Source organism: Sphingopyxis sp. QXT-31 (assembly GCF_001984035.1).
Lineage (GTDB): Bacteria > Pseudomonadota > Alphaproteobacteria > Sphingomonadales > Sphingomonadaceae > Sphingopyxis.
On sequence record NZ_CP019449.1, the window covers coordinates 42,857 to 68,870 of the forward strand.

The following is a 26,014-nucleotide window of genomic DNA, read 5'->3' on the forward strand; positions in this document are numbered from 1 at the left end:
AGCGAAGTCGAGACACGCTCGGGAAGCGCCTGCCTGCGGGGTGTCTCGACTTCGCTCGACACGAACGGGAACGGAGGATGATCGCAAGTCATCTCACCCAACCCACCTTGCACATCGCGGCAAAATGCTATTCGATTGAGGCGCATGACCACCGCGCCGCACAATCATGATTTCCTCGCCGCGTCGCACGACGACAATGCGCGGCGCACCCTGTGGGTCGTCGCACTTACCGCGGTGATGATGGTTGGCGAGATCGTCGCGGGCTATATCACCGGGTCGATGGCGCTGCTCGCCGACGGTTTTCATATGGCGACGCATGCGGGCGCGCTGGGGCTCGCCGCGGTGGCTTACGGCTATGCCAAGCGCCACCGCGACAATCCGCGCTACAGCTTCGGCACGGGCAAGGTCGGCGACCTCACCGGCTTCGCATCGGCGCTGATCCTCGGGCTGTTCGCGATCGGCATCGCGGCCGAATCGGTGCTGCGGCTGATCGACCCCGAACGCGTCGACTTTGCCAGCGCCACATTGGTCGCCGTCATCGGCCTCGCGGTGAACATTGTCAGCGCCTTGCTGCTGATGGGCGGGCACGACCATGGCCACAAGCACGGCCATGATCACGACCATCACGGCCATGATCACCACCACAGCCACGGCCACGATAACAACCTCCGCTCGGCCTATCTCCATGTGCTCGCCGACGCGCTGACCTCGGTGCTGGCGATCGCGGCTTTGCTCGCAGGGCGTTATCTCGGCTGGCGCTGGATGGACCCCGCGATGGGCATCGTCGGCGCGATTGTCATCGCGCGCTGGTCGTGGAGCCTGATGCGCGACACCGCGGCGGTGCTGCTCGACGAGACCGACGGGCGCATCGCCGATGCAGTCCAGCGCGAGGTCGCGGCGATGGGCGTGCGGCTGGTCGACCTCCACGTCTGGCGCGTCGGCCCCGGCGCGCACGCCGCGATCGTCGAGGTCGAGGGCGGACTGCCCTGCGCGGCGATCCGCGACCGGCTCGAACATATCGCCGGGATCGGCCATTTGACCGTCGCGGTGCGCTGAAGCCTGCGCTTTTCAGCGATTGCTCAGCTTTCGCTCATGACGCTCACCCGCGATGCCGGGCAGGGCAGGGCCTCCATTTTTCGGGAGGTTTTTATGGACGATGTACGAAAGAGCGGCGGCATGCCGTGGCGGCTGATCGGCTGGGGCGGCGCGATCGCGCTGCTTGCGGTGCCGCTGGTCGCGATGCAGTTCAGCGACGAGGTCGTGTGGACCGCCGGCGATTTCCTGTTCGCCGCCACGATGTTCGGCATCGTCGGCTGCACCTTCGAGGTCGCGGTGCGGATGAGCGGTAACATTGCCTATCGCGCCGGCGCCGCGCTCGGCCTGCTCGCCGGGCTGCTGCTTGTCTGGGTCAATGGCGCGGTCGGTTTCCTCGGTGACGAGGGCAACCCGTGGAATCTCCTCTTTGCGCTCGTGCTGCTCGTCGCCATCATCGGATCGGCGATCGGCCAGTATCGCGCCGCGGGCATGGCGTGTGCTATGGCCGCCGCCGCCGCGGTGCAGGTCGGCATCGGCGTCGTGGCGCTCGCGGCGAGGCTCGGCTCGGCGGGGCCGGCGGGGCTTTATGAAGCGGTGCTCGGTACCAGCCTGTTCGCCGCGCTCTGGCTGCTCTCGGCGGCGCTGTTCCTGAAGGCGGCGCGCGACGCGGCGGGCGCCTAATTTGGCGATCCCGTACAATAAGCCCTTGCCTTTCCCTGATATCCGCCGTCACCTGACGGCGGGGAATGCAGGGGGCAGGGGCGATGACGGCACCGTTCAATTTCGGGCAGCTCAAATTTCTGAAGACGCTGACCGAGGCGCTGTTTCACGGCGTCGACATGGTCATCACCGCCGACGACGTCGTGCAGAATGTCGCGACGCTGTTCGGCAAGGTCGGCGGGACCAAGCTCGACGAGCTGCAATTCTCGCTCGACATGACCGAGCTGGCGCTGGGGCCGGTGTTTGTCGAACTCGACGTCGCCGACCGCGCCGAGCGCGTTGCGAACCGGCTGCAGAACAGCGACTTCGACCTGTTCCAGGACATGGCGCGGCTGCGCGGAATTATATATGCGTGCTATTACGGCTATTGGCAGGGCGGCGACCAGCCGCGGGGCGCCGGGCAGGACGCCAATGAGGCGAACCCGGTGCACAAGCAGATCGGCTTCACCCTGCCGAAATTCCGTACCCGCATCGACCCGCCCGACCTCCCGATCGAGGATGTGCGCGGCCGCGAGATCGACGACGACCATATCCTCTCCGCCGCGACGCTGGAGGATGAATATGATGTCGTCGTCATCGGCTCGGGCGCCGGAGGCGCGGTCGCGGCGCATAATGTCGCGGCGCAGGGCTATAAGGTGCTGATCGTCGAGGCCGGCCCCTTCTACCCCTCGCACCGGATCACGCACCACGAGCTGGAGATGATCGCCGCGCTCTACAAGCATGGCGGGGTGCAGACGACGACCAACAGCGATTTCGTGATCTTTCAGGGGCGTAACGTCGGCGGCTCGTCGACGGTCAACAACGGCATCTGCCTGCGCGTCAACGAAGACGGCCGCACCCACCCCGACGCGCCCGACGTGCTCGCCAAATGGGCGAGCATCGGCGCGCCGATCGACCCCGCCGCCTTCCACGCGAGCTACGACGCGGTGCAGGCGAAGCTCGGCATCGCGCGCGCCGAACCGCGTAGCGGGCGGCATAACGGCACGCACCTCATCGACGGCTGGCTGAGGCACGCCGCGGCCTCGACCGACCCACGCGAAAAGCGCGCGATCGCCGACTGGTTCGACAAGAATTTCGGCCCGCCGAACACGCCCAGCGCCTGCGCCTATTGCGGCTATTGCAATTCGGGCTGCCCCTATGGCCGCCGCATGGGCATGGCGCAGACCTATCTGCCCCACGCGTGCCGCGACCATAAAGCGCGCATCCTGCCCGAGACCAAGGCCGAGGAAATCCTCTGGCAGGACGCATCGAACGGCAAGATCGAGGCCGAGGCGGTGCGGTTGGTGATGCCCGACGGATCGCACCGCATCGTCCGCGCACGCGTCGGCGTCGTCGTCGCGGGCGGCACGATCGCCTCGTCCAAACTGCTCGATAGTAGCGGCATCCAGGGCACCGGCTACCAGATCTCGCTCAACGTCGCCTCGCCCGTCGTGGCGCTGATGCCGGCTGGCGTCGGCGGCAAGGCGTGGGACGAGGACCAGATGACGAGCTATGTCGACTGCGGCCAATATCTGCTCGAAAGCCATTTCCAGCCGCCGATGGCGATGGCGTCGCTGATGCCCGGCTGGTTCGGCACACACGCCGAGCGGATGAAGAATTTCAGCCGCGTCCATTCAGCGGGCATCCTCTTCCCCGCCGACCGCCGCGGGCAGGTCGTCGACGGCAAGCTCAAATTCGTGCTCGACGTCGAGGACGATCTGCCCGTGCTGCGCGATGCGATGGCGACGCTGACCAAGGTCCATTTCGCCGCGGGCGCGGTCGAATGCTATCCCGCGCTGGCGAGCGGCAAGACGATCACGCCCGACATGGACGTCGACGAATTTTTCTTCCGCGAAATCAGGCAGCAGGACGACCTCACCCTGTCGAGCAGCCACCCGCACGGCGGCAATGCGATCAACGAGAATCCGCAATATGGCATCGTCGACCCCGAATGCCGCGTGCATGGCACGACCAATGTGCTGGTCACCGACGCCAGCACCTTCCCCAGCTGCATCCGCGTCAACGCGCAATGGACGACGATGGCGATGGCGCAATATGCGACCGGGCGCGGCGATCCGTTCCGGTGAGGGCTTAAACAATCCTCTCTTCCCGTTCGTGTCGAGCGAAGTCGAGACACGCCGAAGCGCCGCGCGTCCCAAGCGTGTCTCGACTTCGCTCGACACGAACGGCTAAGGGGCGAGCGAAATGACCTTCACCGTCGCCGCCCTCTATCGCTTCGCGCCCTTCGAGGACCCTGCCGCGCTGCGTCAGCCGCTGCTTGACCTCTGCGCCGCGCAAAGTGTCAGGGGCACGCTCCTCCTCGCGCGCGAAGGCATCAACGGCACCGTCGCCGGGCCCGCCGAGGGCATCGCCGCCGTCATCGCCCATATCCGCGCGCTCCCCGATTGCGCCGAACTCGACGTCAAATATTCGACCGCCGCCGTCATGCCCTTCCAGCGGCTGAAGGTGCGGCTGAAGAAGGAAATCGTGACGATGAAGGTGCCGGGCATCGACCCGTCGCGCGACGTCGGCCGCTATGTAGACCCCGCCGACTGGAACACGGTGATCGCCGATGCCGATACGGTGGTCATCGACACCCGCAACGGCTTCGAGGTCGGCTACGGCAGCTTCGACGGCGCGATCGACCCGCAAACGAAGAGCTTCGGCGATTTCCCCGGCTGGTGGCGTGATCACAAGGACGAATTTGCCGGCAAGCGCATCGCGATGTTCTGCACCGGCGGCATCCGCTGCGAAAAATCGACCGCGTTCCTGCGCAGCGAGGGTGTCGACGATGTCGTGCATTTGAAGGGCGGCATCCTAGCCTATCTCGAAGCGGTGCCGGAGACGGAGAGCCGCTGGCACGGCAGCTGCTTCGTCTTCGACGAGCGCGTGAGCGTCGGCCACGGGCTGGTCGAGGTGGGGGAGAAGGACGGCTCCCCTCCCTGAAAGGGAGGGTCGTTCGCTCCGGACGGCGTTATCGTCCAACGCGTCCTCTCGCTCTCCTTTCGTCGTCAGTTTGCGCGCGCGGCACCATATTCGACCCAGCCGAAGGGCCGCGGGCTCTTGGGCATATACATCGCGCCCTGCCGCTCGACCGCGAAGCCGGCCGCGGCGTAAGCGTCCGAAATCGGGCGGGTGAGGTGGCAATTGCCGCCGATGCGTTTCCACACGGGCTCGATCCGCCGCTGCCATTTCGCGACACCGGCATCGGGCGCGCCGCCATGCTCGAGAAATAGCGCGGTCCCGCCGGGCTTCAGCACACGGCGGATTTCGCTCAGCACTGCCTTCTGCTCGGCCACCGAGCAGAGGGTGAAGGTCGTCACCACCGTGTCGAAGCTTGCATCGCCGAAGGGCATCGCCTCGCCGACCCCGCCCTGGATATCGGCGTCGATGCCGTGCGCCGCCGCCGCGGCGCGGCTCATCGCCAGCAACTCGGGCGAGGGATCGAGCCCGGCGAAGCTCTTCACCCGCGCGCGATCGTAAAATTCCATGTTGATGCCGCCGCCGCAGCCGAGCTCGAGCACATCGCCCGCCGCATGCGGCACGACCTTGCTCCTCGCCTTCATGATCTGCCCCTGCGAACAGGCGCATTTGATCAGTCGCGGAACGCCATGCCTCTCCCACCAGCTCGCCATAAAGCGGACTCCCCTTGGCGCGCAGCCTGTCCCTTGCTAGCGCGCTTGGCAACACCCATCTGTGCGCTCCGCCACAGGGATAGAAAGACGATCATGCCCGCCACCCACCACACCAAGATGCTCATCCTCGGTTCCGGCCCCGCGGGCCTGTCCGCCGCGATCTACGCCGCGCGCGCGGGCATGATGCCGATCGTGGTGCAGGGGCTCCAGCCCGGCGGCCAGCTCACCATCACCACCGACGTCGAAAACTACCCCGGCTATGCCGAGGTGATCCAGGGCCCCTGGCTGATGGAACAGATGACCGCGCAGGCGGTGCATGTCGGCACCAGCATGATCTGGGACACGATCGTCGACGTCGACCTGTCGCAGCGCCCGTTCAAGCTGACCGGCGACGGCGGCGACGTCTATCTCGCCGAAACGCTCGTGATCGCGACCGGCGCGCAGGCCAAATGGCTCGGCGCGCCCGGCGAGCAGGCACTGGGCGGCAAAGGCGTCTCGGCCTGTGCGACGTGCGATGGCTTCTTCTACCGCGGCAAGAAAGTCGTTGTCATCGGCGGCGGCAATACCGCGGTCGAGGAAGCGCTGTACCTCACCAACCACAGCGACGATGTGACGCTCATCCACCGCCGCGATCATCTGCGCGCCGAAAAGATCCTGCAGGACCGCCTCTTCGCCAACCCGAAGATCAAGGTCCTCTGGAACAAGAAGGTCGACCGCTTCGTCGCGGGCGAGGGCGTGTCGGGCCTCGTCGGCGTCGACCTGATCGACACCGTCACCGGCGAGGCGAGCCACGAGCCGACCGACGGCGGCTTCGTCGCGATCGGCCACAGTCCCTCGACCGAGCTCTTCAAGGGCAAGCTGCCACTCGACGCCGACGGCTATCTCGAAGTCACGCCGGGCACGTCGCTGACGAGCATCCCGGGCGTCTTCGCCGCGGGCGACGTCACCGACAAGGTCTACCGCCAGGCCGTTACCGCCGCGGGCATGGGCTGCATGGCGGCCTTGGATGCGGAGCGGTTTCTGGCCGAGGCCGAGTATCACGGGATGGTGGATGCCTGATCGCCACGAAGACGATCCGCGCAGAGGCGCAGAGGCCGCAGAGATTCTGGTTCGCGCGGAGCAGCGGAGGCGCGGAGAAAATTCTCCTACCTCGTTCGTGCTGAGCTTGTCGAAGCACAGTCCTTCTCCCGCCCCGAAGAAAAGAACGGCCCTTCGACAAACTCAGGGCGAACGGATCTAAAATCCTCTCCGCGCCTCCGCGTCTCCGCGCGAACAATTTCTTCTTCTCTGCGGTCTCTGCGCCTCTGCGCGAAAATATTTCTAGCCGAGCGCCGCCAAAATCCGCTCCGCCAGCCACTCGCCATCCTTCCCCGCAAAACTATGCGAAGGACTCGCCAGCCGCTCGATGCGGATCGACCCCGCGTTCGCCTCGATATGCGCCAATGACGGCGCAAGCTTTTCCATAAACGCCTGCGCCGTCCGGTCTCCGGTCGCGAGCAATATCGTCACCGGGCAGAACATCTCCGCCAGCGTCGCGTCCAGTTCACCTGCAAGGCTGCCGAACGCCGGCGCCGCCGGCTTCTTGCGCATCGCCGACAGCCCACGCGCGAGCTTCTTCAAATCGATCTCGCCCTTCACCAGCCGCAGCAGGCTTTTCGGATCCTTGAGCCGCGTTAGATAGCGCGAGCGGATCGCCGACGCCGGGGGCAGGGCGGGTTCTTCCGCTTCGCCCTCGTCGCCGCAGTCGTCCTCATAAGTCCAGGGATTGGCGAGGATCAGCCCGTCGACCGCCAGCGGCTGGTGCAGCAGCAAGGCGCTCGCCGCGTCGCAATTGCCGAAGGCGACCACGCGTGTCAGCTGCGGCGCGGCCTCGCGGAACGCCGCGAGTGCCGCCGCGATGTCGGGCCCGCTCGACCGGTAGCCGCCGTTGTCGCCGTCGCTGTCGCCGATCCCGCGCCGGTCGAAGCGGAACACCGGATGTCCGGCCGCAGCGCTGCGCTGCGCCAGCATCGCCATGCCGCGATGCGCACCGCTGCGGATCTCGTTGCCGCCCGATACGATGAGAAGGCCGGTCGAGCCTGCCGCCTCGTCGAGCGTCGCGGCAAGCACCGCGTTCTCGCATGCAAAGTTCAGCGGGCGCCGCATGTCGCGCTCCAAGCCGCAATGTCGTCGGCGATCGCCTCGGCCATCGCCGCATCCTCGCCCGGCTCGGCGCGCAGCCACAGGGGCGTTCCCGCGATCCCGTCGGCGCCCAGCGCGACGATGCGCAGCGGTTCAACCGGCTGGGCCTCGGCGGCGCCCAACTGCGCGACCATCGCAGGCGAAAGGCGATTGCCCGCTAACAAGAGCGGTTCGTTCTTCGCGGTCTCGCTCAGGCTCTCGATCGACGAGGTCACCCCCGCCTCGCGATCCGCCGACACCCGCGCGCGCAGCAGGGTGCGCAGCAAAGATGAACCACCGACCGGGGCCAAGCGCCACCAGCCAGCTGCCGCGACTGGATGATCGATCAAGCAACCGCCGCGCACCGATGCCACCAGCACCGGCCCGTCGATCCCGGCCGCAACCTCCGCCAGCGCCACCTGCCAGTCCGAAAGATCGACATCTTCCAGCGCCACCAAACTCTCATTCTGCCCCGGCAGATCGGGCATGACCGCCGCAACGCCGCGCGCGGCGAGCGCCCGCATCGCCAGCACCAGGGTGCGGCGCGTGCGGTTCGCTTCCTCGAACAGCGGCGGAACGATCAACACGGTCGCGCGCGGCGCACCGGCGGGCTCTATGCGCAAGATATGCTCGTCCATGCGCGCGCCCGATAAATCTCAGTCGGTCACTTTGCGCAGCGAAAAGGCCAGCAAATTGCCGTAGGTTTCGAAAATCTCGCCGTCGATCTCGTCGTCGTCGATGATGATGCCGAGGCGATCCTCCATCTCGGTCAGCACCGTCGCGACCGCCATCGAGTCGAACTCGGGCAGTTCGCCGAACAGCCCGCTCTTTTCGGTCAGCGCTGCGGCGCGGGCCTCGCCCAGGCCCAGGATGTCCGCGAGCAAGGAGCGGAGCGTAGCATCGACGCCAGAAGGGGAGGGGGCGGCGGAAGTATCGGTCATCACGTCCTCACTCGCGCCCCAGCTTCGAGCGCGCAAAAGCCTTTATCGCGGGCCCCCATGCCGCGATGTGCGCCGGATTGAAAGCCTCCAATCGCCACAGCGGCTCGTGCCGGTTCATCCAGTCCTTCTTGTAGCCGTCGTTGCCGGTGCCGAAATCGACGCGCGCCACTTGATCGACCTCGATCACATGGCGAAACAGCGCCGCCGACAACAAGGTTCCCGGCGAGGCTTTTAGGCTATCCTCGACATGCGCCAGCTTGTGGATGAAGGCGGTGCCGTCCTCGACCGTCCAGAACTGCGCTGCAACCGGAATCCCCTCGATCCGCGCGATCCCCATGCGAAAGGTGCCGCGGCGGCTCTCGGTCTCGGCAAAGGCGCGCAGCAGTGCCGGGTCGCCCTCCTCGGGTTTCCAGCTCGCGGCATAAATGCTTTCATAGGCGGCCCAGCTGCCGGGGTCATATTCGGTCAGCAGCTGGATATCGACCACGCCCTTCTTCGCTTTGCGCTTGACGGTGTTCTTGAGCGCGCCCGGACGGCCCTCCCACCAGTCGTCGTGGCTCATGCCCTTTAGGTCGAGCCAGTGGCGGTCGCCCGCGGGCACCGCCTTGACCCACCAGCCCGCCGCGCGCATCGCGCTCGCCACATCGGCCTGCGCGGCATCGGGGACCGGATAGAGCGTCAGCCGCCTGCCGCGCTTTTTGAGCTTCGCGAACAGCGCGCGCAGCGCCGCCGCGCGGTCGCCTTCGCCCACGAACAACGGCCGGATCGCAAAACTATACCAGTTGGTGAGCCCGCTCAGCTGCCCGGCATGGTCGCGGCGCAGCGGCAGCCATGCGGTCACCGCCCCCGCCTCGCCATAAGCGTCGACCCGTGCTTCGCCCGCAAAACCATGCGCGGCGAGCAGGTCGAACCATGCCGCGCGCTCGAACGGCGAGGCAGGCGCACCCGCGCGCGCGTCGGCGGGTAGCCCCGCCTCATCATTAGCGCGAAGTTCACCGTTCCCTTGCATAGGCTGGCGCTCTATCACCACACTCCTAAGAACCGATGACCGAGCCCCTAATCCCAACGTCGCGCCCGATCGACCATCTCGCCCTTTGCGGCGCGAGCGATGCACCCGCGCTGCTGATCGGCGACAAGGTTACGACCTTTGCCGAGCTCGACGCGGGCGTCGGCCGCCTGGCGTCGTGGCTGCTCGAACAGGTCGGTGGCCCAGGCGAACGCGTCGCAAGCTGGAGCGCGAAGACACGGCTTGCGTGCCTGATGCCGCTCGCAGCGGCGCGCGCGGGGCTGATCCATGTGCCGGTCAATCCGCTGCTGAAAGCACCGCAGGTCGCGCATATCCTCTCGGACAGCGGCGCGAAATTGCTCGTCACCAACGCCGCGCGGTCGGACACGCTCGGGGACGCCCTGCCGGTGGAATGCGCGGTGCAGGATCTCAAGATCGCCGAGGAAGTGATTGATTCGGGCGGGCAGTGGCTTCCCCCGTCGCTCGCCGAGCCCGGCGACCTCGCGGCAATCCTCTATACCAGCGGCTCGACCGGGCGCCCCAAGGGGGTGATGCTCAGCCACGCCAATCTCTGGTTCGGCGCGGAGGCGGTCGCCGACTATCTGAAGCTCTTCCCCGACGACCGCGTGCTCGCGGTGCTGCCGCTCAGCTTCGATTATGGCCAGAACCAGCTGCTCTCGACCTGGTATGCCGGCGCCGCGGTCGCGCCGCTCGACTATCTCACGCCGCGCGACGTCGTGAAGGCGGTCGCGCGCCATGGCGCCACGACGCTCGCCGGCGTGCCGCCGCTGTGGGTGCAGCTCGTCGAAAGCGAATGGCCCGCCGAAAGCGCGGGGCATTTGATGCGCCTGACCAACAGCGGCGGCGCGCTGACGCCGTCGCTGATCGACGCAATGCGCGAGACCTTCCCGAACGCCGCCATCTACCCGATGTACGGCCTGACCGAGGCCTTCCGCTCGACCTATCTCGACCCGAAGCTCGTCGCCGATCATCCGACCTCGATGGGGAGCGCGATCCCGCATGCCGAGATCCTCATCTGCCGCCCCGACGGCACGATCACCGCCGACGAGGAGCCCGGCGAGCTCGTCCATTGCGGCCCGCTGGTCGCGCAGGGCTATTGGCAGGATGCAGAGCGCACCGCGTTACGCTTCAAGCCCGCGCCGCGCGCGTCGCGCTATGGCGGCATGTCGGTGTGGTCGGGCGACACGGTTCGCCGCGACGCCAATGGCCTCCTCTATTTCGTCGGGCGCGATGATGCGATGATCAAGACCGCGGGCAACCGCGTCAGCCCGACCGAGGTCGAGGATGTCGCGGTCGCCTCGGGCCTGCTCTTCGAGGCTGTGGCTTTCGGCGTCCCCGACGAACGCCTCGGCGCCGCGATCGTGCTGATCGTGCGCGGCAAGGGTGACGCCGACCGCGATGCGCTGGCGGCCTATCTCAAGGCGAACCTGCCGAATTTCATGCAGCCGCAGACGATCGAATGGCGTCAGGAACTGCCGCGCAACCCCAATGGCAAGCTCGACCGCGTCGCGATCGCCGCGGCCTGGAAGGTGGCGACATGAAACCGCACGGCCCGATCCCACCCGGCTTTGCCGCCGACGCCGACGGCATGCTGCTGATCGGCGGTCGCCGCGCCGACGAGCTTGCCGAGGAAGCGGGCGACACCCCGCTTTTCGTCTACGACTCGCAGCTGCTCACCGCGCGCGTGGCGCAGTGGCGCGCCGCGATGCCCGCCGAGGTGCAGTTGCATTATGCGATGAAGGCCAACCCCTATGGCCCGCTGCTCGGCCATATGGCGATGATGGTCGATGGGCTCGACGTTGCCTCGGGCGGCGAGCTCAAGGCCGCGCGGTCGAGCGGCATGGCGGCGGGGCACATCAGCTTCGCGGGCCCCGGCAAGCGCGACCGCGAGCTCGAGGCCGCGATCAAGGCGGGCGCCACGCTCAACCTCGAATCAGCGGGTGAGGGTGAGCGCGCGCTGGCGATCGGCGCGCGGCTCGGCATCACGCCGCGGCTCGCGGTGCGCGTCAATCCCGACTTCGACTTGAAGGGATCGGGGATGAAGATGGGCGGCGGCGCCAAGCCTTTCGGGGTCGACGCCGTCGAAGTCCCCGTGCTCGTCCGCCGCCTGATCGACGCCGGCGCCGACTGGCAGGGTTTCCATATTTTCGCAGGGTCGCAGGCCCTTGACGCCATGGCCATCGCCGATACCCAGGCGCAGACCGTCGCGCTCGCGGCGCGGCTCGCCAACGCGGCGGGGGCCGTGCCGCCGCTGGTCAACCTAGGCGGCGGCATGGGCGTGCCCTATTTCCCCGGCGACACCGCGGTCGATGCAAAGGCAGTCGGCGACGCCCTCGCGAAAACGCTGAGCGCGCGCGACCCGATGCTCGGCGCGAGCCGTTTCGCGATGGAACTCGGTCGCTGGCTCGTCGCCGAGGCTGGCGTCTATCTGACCCGCATCGTCGACCGGAAAGTGAGCCATGGCGAGACCTTCCTCGTCACCGACGGCGGACTCCATCACCAGCTCGCGGCGAGCGGCAATTTCGGGACGGTGATCCGCCGCAACTATCCGATCGCGCTCGCCAGCCGTTTCGGCGCCGACCCGGTCGAGACGGTGTCGGTGGTCGGCTGCCTCTGCACGCCGCTCGACCGGCTGGGCGACCAGGTCGCCCTCCCGCGCGGCGACGTCGGCGACCTCGTCGCGATCTTCCAGGCCGGCGCTTATGGCGCCACCGCCAGCCCGGCGACTTTCCTCGGGCAGGGTCCGGCGAGGGAGATGCTGATCTGATTTCCTTCTCTCTCGATGGGAGAAGGATACGAAGTCTTATCGCGAAGTGATTAGACGGAGTTGGATGAGGGTGACAGCGCGTTCATGCGCTGTCGCGTGATGCCGAGACCGCACCCCCACCGCTGCGACTAAGCCAGCAAGCTGCCAAGTCTCGCTGCCTCCCCCATCGAGGGGGAGGGCTCAAATGCCCATTTCTGTCCCACCGCGGCACAACTCGCGACGAGCGCGGTGTAAACCTAGCCGACTACTAACGGTATATTCACCCTTTTCCGTCATCGCTGACCCTGACGCATTGGCTTTCGTTCCGGGCATTTAGCCCGCGGCGACGCCCCTGCCGCAGGAAAGGTGATGAGATGAAGACGTCGTTCCCCGCCCTTCGCGCCGCGCGCGTGGCCCTGATTTCGGGCATCGCCGCGACCGCGCTCACCGGATGCATGGGCGGTGGCGGTCCGGCGCCGCAGCTTCCCAGCGCGAACTTCGTCCAGAGCCAGGAAGGGCCCGGCGAGGAATATATCATCGGCCCGCTCGACGAGCTCCAAATCTTCGTGTGGCGCAACCCCGAGCTCGGCGGCAAGGTCCAGGTGCGCCCCGACGGCCGCATCACCACCCCGCTGATCACCGACATGCCCGCGGTCGGCAAGACCCCAACGATGCTGCAGCAGGACCTGAAGCTCCAGCTCAGCCAGTACATCACCGACCCGATCGTGAGCGTGATCGTCACCAGCTTCAACAGCACTTTCTCGCAGCAGGTGCGCGTCGTCGGCGCGACCGAAAAGCCCGCGTCGATCCCGTTCCGCGCCAACATGACGGTGCTCGACGCGATGATCGCGGTCGGCGGCCTCGGCGAATATGCCGCGGGCAACAAGGCGCGCCTCGTCCGCCACGACAAGGGCACGGGCAAGCAACAGGAATATGCGCTGCGCCTCAACGACCTGATCAAGCGCGGCGACATCAAGGCGAACGTCAAGCTGCAGCCCGGCGACGTGATCATCATCCCCGAAAGCATGTTCTGACGCCCACGGCGTAGCTGCTCCCCAGATTTGCCAAGGACTGACACGAGACAATGAACGGCCTTTACGACGAATTCCGGGTGGCGCTGCACAGCGTCTGGACGCGCCGCTGGCTGGTGCTCGGCGTCGCCTGGGGGATATGCATCCTCGGCTGGCTGGTAATCGCCTCGATCCCCAACCGCTATGATTCGCGCGCGCGCCTACTCGTCGACATCAACGAGATCATCCCCGCCGACGCGCAGTCGGGCCCCTATGCCGACCGCGCGCGCATCGACCAGATCCGCGAGACGCTGACCAGCGCGCGCAACCTGGAAAAGGTCGCGATCACCACCGGCATGATCCCCGCGGGCGCGGGCGAGCGCGAAAAGGCCGGCGCGGTCGCCGCGCTGCAAAAGAATATCAAGGTCGTTCCCCAGCAGGACAATATCTTCGAGATCACGTCGAGCATCGGCGTCGGCAGCCTGTCGGATGCCGACAATGCCAAGCTGGCGTCGGGTGTGCTCGACAGCCTGATCACGGTGTTCCGCGACGAGCAGCTGCGCGGCGGACGCATCACCGCGCGCGAGGGCCTCAAATTCCTCGACGCCCAGCTCGCCGACCGCGAAAAGGCGCTGGGCGAGGTCGAGGCGCGCCGCGCGGCGTTCGAGGCGAAGAATATCGGCCTGATCTCCAGCGGCACCGGCTCACCCGGCCAGCGCATCGACCAGGCGCGCGCCGAACTCGGCCAGATCGAGACCCAGCTCGCCGCGGCGCAGGGCGCGCTCGCGGCGGCGAACGGCCAGATGGCGCAAACCCCCGCGACGATCAACGTTCCCGGCCTGAATTCGACCGGCGGCGGCGTCGCGCGCCAGCAGCTCGCGGGCGCGCAGGCCGAACTCTCGTCGATGCGCGCGCGCGGCCTGACCGACGCGCATCCCGACGTCGTTGCGCTCAAGAGCCAGATCGCGTCGCTCAAAGCCATGGCCGACCGCGAAGGCACCGGCGGCGGTGGCGGCGGCAATGCGCAGAACCCCGCTTATGCGACGCTCCAGGCGATGCGCGCTGAGCGCCAGGCGACCGTCAGCGCGCTCAGCGCACGCAAGGCGCAGCTGTCGAACGACATCGCGCAGATCACGACTGCGCAGATCCAGAACCCCGGCGTCGCGTCGGAATATGAGCGGATCAACGGCGAATATACGGCGCTCAAGGCGCAGTACGACCGGCTGATGGCGCAGCGCGAGCAGGTGCGCCTGCGCGGCGAGGTGCAGACCGAGACCGACTCGATCAAGATCGACCTGATCGATCCGCCGACGAAGCCGACCGCGCCCTCGGCGCCCAACCGGCCGCTGTTCCTGACGCTCGTGCTCTTCGCGGGCATCGGCGGCGGCATCGGCGTCGCCTTCGGCCTCGGCCAAGTGCGCACCAGCTACGCCACCGCGGCGAAGCTCGAACGCGCGAGCGGCCTCCCGGTGATCGGCTCGATCACCGAGGTCGTGACGCCCGAGCGCCACGTCGAACGCAAGAAGAAGCTCGTCTGGCTCGCGGGGGGCAGCGGCGCGCTGGTGGCGCTGTTCCTGCTGCTGCTCGTCGCCGAATTCGTCCAGCGCGGCATGGTCGCCTGAGGGGGTTGAAGAGATGAACGAACACCGCCCCGTCAAGCGCACGCCCTCGCTGCTCGAACGCGCTGCCGACATGTTCGGCACCGATCCCGCGGCGGGCGCGCCGACGATCGACCTGTCTAGCCTGCCGCCCGAGCCCGAGAAAAAGGCCAAGGCGAAGAAGCAGTCCGAGCCCGCCGCCGAAGCGCCCGAGGCGCCGAAGGCCGAAATCCTCGAGCCCGTGGTCGAGCCCGCGCCCGTCGTCGAACCCGCGGCGAAAATCTCGCCGCGCAAGGACATCGCCAAGGCCGCGCCGGCGATCGTGCCGACGCGCCAGGGAACGATCGACCGCGACAAGCTCGCGGCGCGCGGCATGGTCGTGCCCGGCGCCGCGGTCAGCGGGATCAGCGAAGAATATCGCATCGTGAAGCGCGAGATCATCCGCAACTTCACCGGCGGCCCCGGCCGCCCCGTGCTGCCGCGCGGCCACCGTGTGCTGATCGGATCGGCGAACCCCGGTGAGGGCAAAACCTTCTCGGCGGTGAATCTCGCGCTCAGCCTTGCGGTCGAAACCGACCACGACGTGCTGCTGATCGACGCCGACATCGCGAAGCCCAGCGTGCTCGAAGCACTCGGCCTCGAAAACGGCCCGGGCCTGATGGACGCGCTCGCCGACCCGCACCTGCCGCTCGGCGACTGCCTGATCCAGACCGACATCGCGGGGCTGAAGGTCATGCCCGCGGGCACGGCGCACATGCACGACACTGAGCTTCTCGCCTCGGCGCGCACCGAGGCTTTGCTCGCGCAGCTCGAAGCGGGGGCGCCCGGCCGCATCATCATCCTCGATTCGCCGCCAGTACTAGCCGCGTCGCCCGCCGCGGTGCTCGCTGGCCATGTCGGCCAGTTGATCATGGTCGTGCGCGCCGACGAGACGCTCGAATCCTCGCTGCGCGACGCGATCGGCCTGATGGGCGCGTGCCCGCACATCCAGCTGCTGCTCAACGGCGTCAAATATTCGCCCGGCGGCCGCCGCTTCGGCACCTATTACGGACAAGGAGGCGCCTGACCATGCGCACCACTCTCCCCCACGCCCGTCGTGGCGTCATGACGCTCGCGGCGCTGCTGCTCGCGGGCACGTCGACCGCCGCGCATGCGCAATTTTCCGGCCCCGAAAGCGGCGGCGGATCGAGCGATAGCGCGTCGGCGCCTGCGGCCGAAAGCGGCAGCGATAACAAGCGCGGCGAACGCGGCGGCAACCGCCGCAGCCAGCGCGTCGTCGACGTCAGCCCCTATCTGGAAGTCGGCCAGGTGCTGACCGCCGATCTCAACGACGGCGGTGACGTGCTCACCTACACGACGCTCGCCGCGGGGGTCGACGCGTCGATCGTGACGCGCCGCGCCGAGGTCGCCGCGACGCTCCGCTACGAATATCGCATCGGCGAATCGGGCGGGCTCGGCGACTCGCACACCGTCAGCGGGCTTCTGCGCGGCCGCTACGAACTCGCGCGCGGCTTCAACGTCGAGGCCGGCGCGCTCGCGACGCGCACCCGCGCCGACGGGCAGGGCAGCGGCGGCGAAGATGTCTTCATCGGCAACGGTGCGAACACCGCCAATGTCTATTCGATCTATGCCGGGCCGACCTTCGCGCGCCGCATCGGCGGGCTCGACGTCGGCGCCGGCTACCGCTTCGGCTACAACAAGGTCGAGGTCGAGGACGCCCCGATCCTCGCGCCCGGCGCGGTCAGCCAGGATATTTTCGACAGTTCGACCAACCATGTCGCCTGGGCCAGTGTCGGGCAGAAGCCCGGCGACCTGCCCTTCGGCTGGCAGGTCTCGGGCGGCTATGAGCGCGAGGATGCAAGCCAGCTCGACCAGCGTTTCGAGGGCAAATATGCCCGCGCCGACGTGACCGTGCCGATCGGGCCTACGTTGGCCCTGCTCGGCGGCGTCGGGTATGAGGATATAGAGATCAGCGAGCGCAGCCCGGTGGTCAACGCGAACGGCGTGCCGATCCGCGATACCAACGGCCGCTTCGTCACCGACCCGAACAGCCCGCGCCAGCTGTCGTTCGACACCGACGGGCTGATCTGGGACGCGGGCGTGATGTGGCAGCCCAGCCGCCGCACCTCGCTCACGGCGCGCGTCGGGCGCCGCTACGGCGACACCATTTATACCGGCAGCTTCTATTATCGTCCCGGCCATGCGACGCAGATTCAGATCGGCGTCTACGACGGCATTTCCAGCTTCGGGCGCGGGCTGTCCGCGGGCCTCGCGGGCCTGCCGACGCAGTTCGACCCGACGCGCAATCCGATCGACGGCGACGTCAACAGCTGCCAGTTCGGCGCGCAGGGCGGCGGCTGCCTCAACAATGCCCTGTCGAACGCGACCGGCGCGCAGTTCCGCAGCCGCGGCATCCAGGGCATCTTCACCAGCCGCGCCGGGCCGTGGAGCTATGGCATCGGCGCGGGTTACGACCGCCGCAGCTTGCTGGTGCCCGCGCTGTCGCAGATCGCCGAACTCAACGGCACGATCGACGAGAATTATTATCTCTTCGCCTCGATCGGGCGCCAGCTCGGCCGCGACGCCGACCTGTCGCTTTCGGGCTTCTACAATTATTTCGACAATGGTGCGCCGAACGCCTCCGACGTCCAGTCGGCGGGGGGCTCGCTGGTCTATTCGCGGCGCTTCTGGCGCGGCCTGACCGGCAGCGCGGCGGCCAGCATCACGCATTTCGACCAGGACGGCTTCAACAGCCAGCTCATCGGCTCGGCGCTCGTCGGCCTGCGCTACAATTTCTGATCACGGGGAAGAGACGACTATGTACGATCAGTTCTACGGCTTTACGGGACGCCCGTTCCAGCTGACGCCCGATCCGGCTTTCTATTTCGAGAGCGGGACGCACCGCAAGGCGATGTCGTACCTCGGCTATGGTCTGGCACAGGGCGAGGGCTTCATCGTCATCACCGGCGACGTCGGCGCGGGCAAGACGACGCTCGTCGGCCACCTCATGAACACGATCGACCCCAACCGCCTGACCGCGGTCAAGCTGGTCTCGACCCAGGTCGAGGGCGACGATTTGCTGCGTCTCGTTGCCGAGCAGTTCGGCCTCGAATGGGAAGGCGAGAGCAAGGCCGAACTGCTGCGTTCGATCGAGCAGTACCTCCGCGAACAGGCGCGCGCTGGCCGCCGCACGCTGCTGATCGTCGACGAGGGGCAGAATCTCGCCATCTCGGCACTCGAAGAGCTGCGCATGCTCTCGAACTTCCAGCTCGGCGGCCATTCTTTGCTGCAGATTTTCCTGCTCGGCCAGCCCGAATTCCGCCAGACTTTGTTCCACTCGCCGCAGCTCGAACAGCTGCGTCAGCGCGTGATCGCGACGCACCACCTCGATCCGATGGAGCCCGAGGAGGTCGAGCCCTATATCCTCCACCGCCTCGGCAAGGTTGGCTGGACCGGCAACCCCAGCTTCAGCCCCGACGCCTTCGAGGAAATCTTCGACCATAGCGAAGGCGTGCCGCGCAAATTGAACGTGCTCGTCAGCCGCTTGCTGCTGTTCGGCGCGGTCGAACAGCAGAACCGCATCACCGGCGCACATGTCCGTGCGGTGGTCGCCGAGGTCGAGGCCGACCGCGGCATCGACGCTGCGACGCTCGTGCCGCCGCCGGTCGAGCCCGCGCCCGTGGCGCCACCGGCTCCGGTGGCGTCGCTCGCCCCGGTTGCGGTCGCGATGCCCGATCCGGAACCCGAGCCCGAGCCGGTCGTCGAAGCCGCGCCCGAACCGGCGCCCGCGCCCTTCGCTGCGCCGGTCGAGGCCGAGGCGCCGCTCCAATGGCCGGCGCGCGCAGTCGAACCCGTCGCCGAGCCGGAACCCGAGCCCGCACCGCTTGCGCCGCCGCCCTTCGCACCGCCTGCCGCGTCGCTCGGCCTCGACCGCCTGTCGATGCGCGCCGCGCCCGAAGAGGTCGAGGCGCTGCCGCCGTCGCACAACGCCAGCTTCGTCGAGGCGCGCAGCCTCGTCGCCGAGCAACTCGGTCTTGCGCCCGCTGCGCCGGCCGCCGAACCCGCGCCTTTCGCCGCGCCTGCGCCGGCCTTCGACCCGGTCGTCGAAGCGGAGGAAGAGGAAGCGCTCGAACTCGGCGCCTTCGAAACCGAAGCCGAAGTCGAACCCGTCCTTGAAGTCGAGGCCGTCGCCGAAGCCGAGCCGGTCGTCGAAGTCGTGCCCGTGCCCGAAGTCGAGGCTGTCGTCGATGCCGAGCCCACTGCCGCGGCGCCGATCGACGAAGCCCATCTCGTCGCGCTCCAGCGCCAGATAGCGGGGCTCGAGGCGCGGATCGCCGACCAGGACGCCGCGCTCCGCCGCGTGCTTGATTTGTTGATCGATTGGGTCGAGCGTGACCCCGCCGGGTCGCCCGATCCGGCGGCGCAGACCTGGGCCGCCTGAGGCGCCGGGTCGCCGCGCAAGCGGGCCGATGAAGGTGAGGAACGATGCAGAACGGCCTGTCGGTCGACGTCGAGGACTGGTTCCAGGTCGGCGCCTTTGAGCGCACGATCGACCGCGACGACTGGCCGACGCTCGAATGCCGCGTCGAGGCGAACAGCGACGCGGTGCTGCAAATCTTCGCCGACGCCGGGGTCAAGGGCACCTTCTTCACCTTGGGTTGGGTCGCCGAACGCTATCCCGCGCTGATCAAGCGCATCGTCGACGCGGGCCACGAACTCGCAAGCCACGGCTACGACCACAAGCGCGTCTTCAACATGACCGCCGCGGAATTCGCGGCGGACCTCAGGAAAACGCAGGCGATCCTCGAAGACCTGGGCGGCGTCGCGGTGCGCGGCTATCGCGCGCCCAGCTTCTCGGTCGACACGCGTACCCCCTGGGCGCATGCGGTGCTCGCCGAACAGGGCTATGCCTATTCGTCGAGCGTCGCGCCCGTCGTCCACGACCATTATGGCTGGCCGCAAAGTCCGCGCCATGCCTGGCGCCCCTTGCCCGACAGCGACCTCGTCGAATGGCCGGTCACCACTGCGCGCGTCGCGGGGCGCACGCTGGCGGCCGGGGGCGGGGGCTTTATGCGCCTTCTGCCCTATGGCTTCACGCGCTGGGCGATCGCGCGCATGAACATCGAGGGGCATCCGGCGATCCTCTATTTCCATCCGTGGGAAATCGACCCCGGCCAGCCGCGCGTCGCCGATGCGCCGCTCAAATCGAAGATTCGCCATTACAGCGGCCTCTCGGCGATGGCCGGCAAGCTCCAGAAATTGCTCGCCGATTTCGAATGGACGCGCGCCGACGCCTTGCTTCCCGCGCAGCAGGATCGCGCTTTGCCGTGGCGCGCGGCGGCATGAACGCGCCGGCGCACGACTTCATGCCGCAGTCCGACGACGCGGGTTGGGACGCCTATGTCGACGCGCATCCCGCGGCGACGCCGTTCCACACGCGCGCCTGGTGCCAGGCAATCACCCGAGCCACCGGCCACAAGCATCACCTGATCGCGCAGCGCGACACCGCGGGCCGCATCGTCGGGCTGCTGCCGCTCCACCATGTCCGCTCGCCCTTGTTCGGGCAGGCGCTCGTCGCCAGCGGCTTCGCGGTCGGCGGCGGCATCCTCGCCGACAGCGACGACATCGCCGCGGTGCTCGCCGACGCCGCGGTCGACCTCGCCGCCTCGCTCGGCGTCCCCTCGATCGAACTGCGCGGCGGGCCCTTGCCCGATGGCTGGCATGTCGAGGATGAAGTCTACGCCGGCTTCGCCCGCGATCTCGCTGCCGATGAGGAAGCCGAACTCCTCGCCATCCCGCGCAAGCAGCGCGCCGAAGTCCGCAAGGCGCTCGCCAGCGACCTCACCGTGACCGTGGGCACCGACGAAGAGCACCGAACGGCACATTATCGGGTCTATGCGACCAGTGTCCGCAATCTCGGCACACCTGTGTTCCCCAAGCCGCTGTTTTCGCATGTTCTTGATGCCTTCGGCTCCGATGCCGACATCCTCAATGTGCATCAAGATGGCGAACCTGTGGCTTCGGTTCTGAGCCTCTATTGGCGCGGCACCGTGATGCCCTATTGGGGCGGCGGCCTCGCCTCGGCGCGCGGCCTGCGCGCCAACGAGCTTATGTACTTCGCGCTGATGAACCACGCGCGTTCGAAGGATTGCACGCGTTTCGACTTCGGCCGCTCGAAGCTCGGCACCGGCCCCTTCGCCTACAAGAAGAACTGGGGTTTCGAGCCCCAGCCGCTGACCTACGCCTGTTGGCTCGCCGCGGGCGAAACCCCGCGCGACACTAATCCGACCAGCGCCAAATACCGGCTGCAGGTCGATCTGTGGAAAAAGCTCCCGCTCTGGGCCGCCAACCGCATCGGACCGCTGATCGCGCGCGGATTGGGCTGATGGCCGAGATTCTGTTCCTCGTCCACCGCGCGCCCTGGCCGCCCGACCGTGGCGACCGTATCCGCAGCTGGCACATGTTCGAGGCGCTGGCGAAGCTCGCCCCCGTCCACGTCGCCGCGCTCGCCGACAACGACGCCGACGCCGAAGCCGCGCGCGCGAAAATGGCACCGCTCTGCGCCAGCCTGTCGATCGAGGTTCGGAGCGCTTCGCGCCCGCTCGCGCTCGCGCAGGCGGTGCTCCACGGCGAGCCCGTCTCGAACCGCCTCTTTCGCAATGCCGCGCTCGCGCGTCACGTCGAGGCGCTGATCGCGGGAGGCACGATCACCCACATCGTCGCCTTCTCGGGACAGATGGCGCAATATCTGCCCGGCACATTCGACGGACCGATCCTGATGGATTTCGTCGACGTCGACTCCGCCAAATTCGCCACTTACGCCGCGCAGGACAAGCGTCAGCCGCTCCACTGGGTCCACGCTCGCGAAGCGCGCCGCCTCGCCGATTATGAAGCGCAAGTCGCCGCGCGCGCCAACGCCAGCCTGTTCGTGAGCGCCGCCGAGGCCGCGCTGTTCCGCGGCCGCAGCGGGCTCGACGATCGCCGCGTGCAGGCGGTCGAGAACGGCATCGACACCGAAAAGTTCGATCCCGCGCTTGCCTTCGAACCGGTCGGGCAGGGCGAAGGCCCGCTCGCGGTGTTCACCGGCCAGATGGATTATCGCCCCAACATCGACGCTGTGCGCTGGTTCGCCACCGACATATTGCCGCTCGTTCGCCGCGGCCACCCGCAGGCGCGCTTCGCGATCGTCGGCCGCGCGCCGACCGACGAGGTGAAGGCGCTCGCCGCGCTTCCCGGCCTGATCGTCACCGGCGAAGTTCCCGACGTCCGGCCCTGGCTCGCCGCCGCCGACGCGGTGGTCGCGCCGCTGCTGCTCGCGCGCGGCATCCAGAACAAGTTGCTGGAGGCGATGGCGATGGCGCGTCCCGTCGTCGCCAGCCCCGCCGCCGCCGAGGGCATCGACGCCGAGCCCGGAACCCACCTGCTCGTTGCCGACGGCGCCGAGGCGATCGCCGCCGCGGTCGGCATCTGCTTCGGCGATCCCGCGCGCGCCGCCGGGATGGGGCAGGCGGCGCGCGCGCGGATGATCACACGCTACGGTTGGGACGCACGCCTCGCGCCGCTCGGGCGCCTGCTGGGGCTCGCGGCGTGAGTGCCGCGGCGCTGACCCGGCCCGGCGAATGGACGCGCTGGCAGCGGCACCTGGCCGCGCTCGCCGCGCTGTCTCTCGCGATCCTGACGATCTTCCACCGCGACGCGATCGGCATGGCCGGCATCTGGTGGAACAGCGCGCCCTTCACCCATTGCCTGCTGATGGTGCCGATGATCGGCTGGCTCGTCGCGCAGCGCGTGCCGCAGCTCAAGACGCTGACCCCCGCCTATTGGTGGCCGGCGCTGATCTGGCTCGGCGGCGGCGGCTTCACCTGGCTCGTCGGCGAGGCGGCGGGTGTCGGCCTGTTCCGCCAGCTCGGCCTGGTCCTCATGCTCCAAGGCGCGGTCGGCGCCGCGCTCGGCCAAAAGCTGGTGCGCGGGCTGCTCTTTCCGCTCGGTTACGCGTTGCTCCTCGTCCCGTTCGGCGAGGAACTGGTGCCCTTGCTCCAGACCTTCACCGCGAAGATCAGCATCGTCCTGCTCCACCTCGTGGGGCTCGATGCGCAGATCGAGGGCGTGTTCATCACCACCCGCGCGGGCTTCTTCGAGGTCGCCGAGGAATGTTCGGGGGTCAATTTCCTGATCGCGATGCTCGCCTATTCGGTGTTCGCCGCGCATCTGTGTTTCAAGAGCTGGACGCGGCGTATTGTCTTTGTCGCCGCCGCGCTCGCGACGACGATCCTCGCCAATGCGGTGCGCGCCTGGGCGACGATGGTTGCGGCCGGAATCTGGGGGATTGAGCGCGCGGGCGGGATCGACCATGTCATCTACGGCTGGGTCTTCTTCGGGCTTGTCATCCTGCTCGTGATGCTCGTCGCGAAACGCTGGTTCGACCGCCCGGCGAACGACGCCGCGGTCGATGTGACCGGCCTCGAAGGCAGCCCGCGCTTCGTCGGCCCCGCCAAGGCCGTGCTGCCCGCCGCCCTCGCGCTGCCGCTGGTCTTTGCCGGCTGGGCGGTGCTGGTGGGCGGCCGCGCGGCGCCGCTGCCCGCGACAATGGCGATCGCCGCCCCGCCGGGCTGGGCCGAGGTCATCGTCGAGCGCCCCGACTGGTCGCCGCGCTTCGACGGCGCCGATCAGGTGCGCGTCCTTCACTTCACCGACCCCGCACGGCGGCAGGTAACCGTCGCGATCGGCGGGTACGAGCGCCAGGCCGAAGGGCGCGAAATCGTCGCCTTCGGGCAGGGCGCGGTCGATCCCGACAGCAAATGGGCGTGGAGCGCGGCGCTGCCCCCGATCGACGGCGGCAAGACCGAACGGCTGCTCCACCCCGGCCCGGTACTGCGCGACGCGGCGACCTTCTATGTCGTCGACGGCGCCGTCACCGGCAGCCCGCGCGCCGCCAAGCTCGCGGGGCTCCGCGCGCGCCTGCTCGGCGGCGATCCGCGCGCGCTGTCGCTGATCTTGTCGAGCGCGGAGGGGCAGGGGGGCGCGTCTGCGATCGCCGATTTCGTTTCCGCGTCGGGCGGAGCGCAGGCGATGGCTGACCGCGCGCTCGAAACCCGCTAAGCCCCACGAACATGTGCGGGATCGCGGGCCTCTATCATCTGGACACGGCAAAGCCGGTCGACCCCGCGCGGCTGCGCGCGATGTTGCACCCGATGAGCCACCGCGGGCCCGACGGCAGCGGCACCTGGACCGCGCCCGGCGTCGGCCTCGCGCACCTCCGCCTCTCGATCATCGACATCGCGGGCAGCCCGCAGCCGATGGCGAGCGACGACGAGGCGGTGACGCTCACCTACAACGGCGAAATCTACAATTTCCGCGAGCTGCGCGCCGAGCTCGAGGAGCGCGGCCACCGCTTTCGCACCAGCGGCGATACCGAGGTGATCATCGCGGCGTGGCGCCAATGGGGCGTCGAATGCCTCTCGCGTCTCAACGGCATGTTCGCCTTCGCGCTCCACGATCACCAGCGCCAATGCCTGTTCCTCGCGCGCGACCGCTTGGGGGTGAAGCCGCTGCACCATGCGCGGCTGTCCGACGGCTCGCTCGCCTTCGCGTCCGAACTCAAGGGCCTCCTCCGCCACCCGCTACTGCGGCAGGAAGCCAATCTGTCGGCGGTCGAGGATTTCCTCGCGCTCGGCTATGTCCCGGACGACAATTGCATCGTCGCAGGCGTGCAGAAGCTGCCCGCCGGCCATTATCTGCTGCTCGAACGCGGCAAGCCCGTGCCCGCGCCGACCCGCTGGTGGGCGCCCGACTTCTCGAAACGCATCCGCGCGAGCGAAGGCGAGGCCGCCGAGCATCTCGTCCATCTGATGCGCGCCGCGGTGACCGATCGCATGGTCTCGGACGTGCCGCTCGGCGCCTTTCTGTCGGGCGGGGTGGACTCGAGCGCGGTTGTGGCGCTGATGGCCGAGGCGAGCAGCAAGGCGGTCAAGACCTGCACAATCGGCTTCGACCAGGCGGCGCTCGACGAGACCGCTTATGCGCAGCAGATCGCCGAGCGTTTTGCCACCGACCATCGCACGCGCACCGTGGCGGCGAGCGACTTCGACCTCGTCGACCGCATCGCCGACATGTTCGACGAGCCCTTCGCCGACGCGAGCGCGCTGCCGACCTACCGCGTGTGCGAACTCGCGCGCGAGGAAGTGACCGTGGCGCTGTCGGGCGACGGTGCCGACGAGGCCTTTGCCGGTTATCGCCGCCTCTTGTTCCAGCACCAGGAGGAGCGGCTGCGCGGGCTGATCCCTGGCGTGCTCCGCCGTAATATCCTTGGCCCGCTGGCGAAGATCTGGCCCCAGATGGACTGGGCCCCGCGCCCGCTGCGCGCCCGCGCGACGCTGGCTTCGCTCTCCACGAGCGGCGCCGAGGGCTATGCCGAGGCGGTCGGCGTCACCGGCCCGGACCAGCGCGCGCGATTGTTCAACGGCGCGGCCAAGACGGCGCTCGGCGATCATGTCGCCGAGGCGCGTTATTGGAAAGCAATGGCCGACGCCCCCGCGCGCGAAGCGCTGGACCGGGCGCAATATGCCGACCTGATGATCTGGCTGCCCGGCGACATCCTGACCAAGACCGACCGGATGAGCATGGCGGTGAGCCTCGAGGCGCGCGAGCCCTTGCTCGACTATCGCCTGATCGAATTCGCCGCGAGCCTGCCCGCGTCGATGCGGGTGAAGGGCGGCACGGGCAAGGCGATCATGAAGCAGGCGATGGAACGCTATCTGCCGCACGACATCCTCTATCGCCCGAAGATGGGCTTCGTGACCCCCGTCTCGCACTGGTTCCGCGGCCCGCTGGTCGAGGCGGCAAAGGGGCTCGCGACCTCGTCGACGCTGGCGCGGTCGGGCTGGTTCGACATGGCCGAGATCGAACGCATCGTCGCTGCGCACCAGAGCGGCAAGCGCGACCATGGGCGGCTGATCTGGCAATTCTTCATGCTGGAGAAGTCGCTGGCGAAGCTGTTCGGGATTTAAGCCCGAATGACCTCCCCCTCGATGGGGGAGGCAGCGAGACTTACGAACTTGTTCGTTAGTCGCAGCGGTGGGGGTGGGCTCTCGGCCTGACCTGGCGGCGCATGGACGCACCATCACCCCCATCCAACGCCGCCTAATCGCTCCGCGATAAGGCTCC

General features: G+C 68.1%; 21 protein-coding genes and 1 pseudogene. 17 read left to right on the forward strand and 5 right to left on the reverse strand.

Annotated elements, in window-relative coordinates:
* Window positions 1-144: 144 nt before the first annotated feature.
* The 4 genes from dmeF (at window position 145) to trhO (ending at window position 4,680) form a co-directional block, all read left to right on the forward strand.
* Window positions 145-1,056 (forward strand): CDF family Co(II)/Ni(II) efflux transporter DmeF, encoded by a 912-nt coding sequence (dmeF, locus tag BWQ93_RS00240; protein ID WP_077028766.1) that lies wholly within the window; start codon window positions 145-147, stop codon window positions 1,054-1,056.
* Between the two features lie 93 nt (window positions 1,057-1,149).
* The gene (locus BWQ93_RS00245) at window positions 1,150-1,716 is read left to right on the forward strand and encodes a hypothetical protein (RefSeq protein WP_077028767.1); all 567 of its coding nucleotides are present in this window, start codon (window positions 1,150-1,152) and stop codon (window positions 1,714-1,716) included.
* An 83-nt stretch (window positions 1,717-1,799) separates the two neighbouring features.
* Window positions 1,800-3,821, forward strand: coding sequence for a GMC family oxidoreductase N-terminal domain-containing protein (locus BWQ93_RS00250; protein ID WP_077032108.1), 2,022 nt, complete (start codon window positions 1,800-1,802; stop codon window positions 3,819-3,821).
* A 118-nt stretch (window positions 3,822-3,939) separates the two neighbouring features.
* Window positions 3,940-4,680 (forward strand): oxygen-dependent tRNA uridine(34) hydroxylase TrhO, encoded by a 741-nt coding sequence (gene trhO, locus BWQ93_RS00255; protein WP_077028768.1) that lies wholly within the window; start codon window positions 3,940-3,942, stop codon window positions 4,678-4,680.
* Between the two features lie 65 nt (window positions 4,681-4,745).
* On the opposite strand, the gene BWQ93_RS00260 is transcribed toward trhO, so the two are convergent.
* Window positions 4,746-5,369 carry a class I SAM-dependent methyltransferase gene (locus BWQ93_RS00260; RefSeq protein WP_077028769.1) on the reverse strand — a complete coding sequence of 208 codons (624 nt, stop codon included), beginning with the start codon at window positions 5,367-5,369 and terminating at the stop codon, window positions 4,746-4,748.
* A 93-nt stretch (window positions 5,370-5,462) separates the two neighbouring features.
* Here BWQ93_RS00260 and trxB point away from each other — a divergent pair, with 93 nt between their 5' ends.
* Window positions 5,463-6,428, forward strand: coding sequence for a thioredoxin-disulfide reductase (trxB, locus tag BWQ93_RS00265; protein WP_077028770.1), 966 nt, complete (start codon window positions 5,463-5,465; stop codon window positions 6,426-6,428).
* A gap of 261 nt (window positions 6,429-6,689) precedes the next feature.
* Here trxB and BWQ93_RS00270 read toward each other — a convergent pair whose 3' ends face one another.
* The 4 genes from BWQ93_RS00270 to BWQ93_RS00285 are packed head-to-tail and all read right to left on the reverse strand — an operon-like array spanning window position 6,690 to window position 9,479.
* Window positions 6,690-7,514 carry a hydrolase 1, exosortase A system-associated gene (locus tag BWQ93_RS00270; protein ID WP_077028771.1) on the reverse strand — a complete coding sequence of 275 codons (825 nt, stop codon included), beginning with the start codon at window positions 7,512-7,514 and terminating at the stop codon, window positions 6,690-6,692.
* Window positions 7,499-8,167 carry a hypothetical protein gene (locus BWQ93_RS00275; protein WP_077028772.1) on the reverse strand — a complete coding sequence of 223 codons (669 nt, stop codon included), beginning with the start codon at window positions 8,165-8,167 and terminating at the stop codon, window positions 7,499-7,501. Before BWQ93_RS00275 ends, BWQ93_RS00270 begins: the two co-directional genes overlap by 16 nt.
* Window positions 8,168-8,185: 18 nt before the next feature.
* Window positions 8,186-8,470 (reverse strand): phosphopantetheine-binding protein, encoded by a 285-nt coding sequence (locus BWQ93_RS00280; RefSeq protein ID WP_077028773.1) that lies wholly within the window; start codon window positions 8,468-8,470, stop codon window positions 8,186-8,188.
* A gap of 7 nt (window positions 8,471-8,477) precedes the next feature.
* Complete coding sequence (locus tag BWQ93_RS00285) at window positions 8,478-9,479, reverse strand: GNAT family N-acetyltransferase (protein WP_077028774.1); 1,002 nt, start codon at window positions 9,477-9,479, stop codon at window positions 8,478-8,480.
* Window positions 9,480-9,514: 35 nt separating this feature from the next.
* Between BWQ93_RS00285 and BWQ93_RS00290 the strand changes: the two genes are divergently transcribed.
* The 12 genes and pseudogenes from BWQ93_RS00290 (at window position 9,515) to BWQ93_RS00345 (ending at window position 25,857) form a co-directional block, all read left to right on the forward strand.
* A complete protein-coding gene (locus BWQ93_RS00290) occupies window positions 9,515-11,038 on the forward strand; it encodes an acyl-CoA ligase (AMP-forming), exosortase A system-associated (protein WP_077028775.1) in 1,524 nt (507 codons plus the stop codon).
* Window positions 11,035-12,264, forward strand: a complete 1,230-nt coding sequence (locus tag BWQ93_RS00295) for a pyridoxal-dependent decarboxylase, exosortase A system-associated (protein WP_077028776.1) — start codon at window positions 11,035-11,037, stop codon at window positions 12,262-12,264. The genes BWQ93_RS00290 and BWQ93_RS00295 overlap by 4 nt, the downstream gene beginning before the upstream one ends.
* 353 nt (window positions 12,265-12,617) lie before the next feature.
* Entirely contained in the window at window positions 12,618-13,277 is a 660-nt protein-coding gene (locus tag BWQ93_RS00300; protein WP_077028777.1) for an XrtA/PEP-CTERM system exopolysaccharide export protein, read from the forward strand.
* 50 nt (window positions 13,278-13,327) lie between these two features.
* On the forward strand, window positions 13,328-14,875 hold the full coding sequence (locus BWQ93_RS00305) for an XrtA system polysaccharide chain length determinant (RefSeq protein WP_077028778.1): 1,548 nt from the start codon (window positions 13,328-13,330) through the stop codon (window positions 14,873-14,875).
* A 13-nt stretch (window positions 14,876-14,888) separates the two neighbouring features.
* On the forward strand, window positions 14,889-15,917 hold the full coding sequence (locus tag BWQ93_RS00310; protein WP_077028779.1) for an AAA family ATPase: 1,029 nt from the start codon (window positions 14,889-14,891) through the stop codon (window positions 15,915-15,917).
* A 2-nt stretch (window positions 15,918-15,919) separates the two neighbouring features.
* Window positions 15,920-17,650, forward strand: a complete 1,731-nt coding sequence (locus BWQ93_RS00315; RefSeq protein WP_083720446.1) for a hypothetical protein — start codon at window positions 15,920-15,922, stop codon at window positions 17,648-17,650.
* A gap of 19 nt (window positions 17,651-17,669) precedes the next feature.
* Window positions 17,670-18,641 (forward strand): annotated as a pseudogene (locus BWQ93_RS21440) (XrtA/PEP-CTERM system-associated ATPase); the annotation flags it as partial.
* A 695-nt stretch (window positions 18,642-19,336) separates the two neighbouring features.
* On the forward strand, window positions 19,337-20,197 hold the full coding sequence (locus tag BWQ93_RS00325; RefSeq protein WP_077028781.1) for an XrtA system polysaccharide deacetylase: 861 nt from the start codon (window positions 19,337-19,339) through the stop codon (window positions 20,195-20,197).
* The gene (locus BWQ93_RS00330; protein ID WP_077032109.1) at window positions 20,194-21,237 is read left to right on the forward strand and encodes a FemAB family XrtA/PEP-CTERM system-associated protein; all 1,044 of its coding nucleotides are present in this window, start codon (window positions 20,194-20,196) and stop codon (window positions 21,235-21,237) included. Before BWQ93_RS00325 ends, BWQ93_RS00330 begins: the two co-directional genes overlap by 4 nt.
* Window positions 21,237-22,442 carry a TIGR03087 family PEP-CTERM/XrtA system glycosyltransferase gene (locus BWQ93_RS00335; protein WP_077028782.1) on the forward strand — a complete coding sequence of 402 codons (1,206 nt, stop codon included), beginning with the start codon at window positions 21,237-21,239 and terminating at the stop codon, window positions 22,440-22,442. The genes BWQ93_RS00330 and BWQ93_RS00335 overlap by 1 nt, the downstream gene beginning before the upstream one ends.
* Window positions 22,439-23,950, forward strand: coding sequence for an exosortase A (xrtA, locus tag BWQ93_RS00340; protein ID WP_077028783.1), 1,512 nt, complete (start codon window positions 22,439-22,441; stop codon window positions 23,948-23,950). Before BWQ93_RS00335 ends, xrtA begins: the two co-directional genes overlap by 4 nt.
* Window positions 23,951-23,961: 11 nt before the next feature.
* Window positions 23,962-25,857 (forward strand): XrtA/PEP-CTERM system amidotransferase, encoded by a 1,896-nt coding sequence (locus tag BWQ93_RS00345; protein WP_077028784.1) that lies wholly within the window; start codon window positions 23,962-23,964, stop codon window positions 25,855-25,857.
* Window positions 25,858-26,014: the final 157 nt, after the last annotated feature.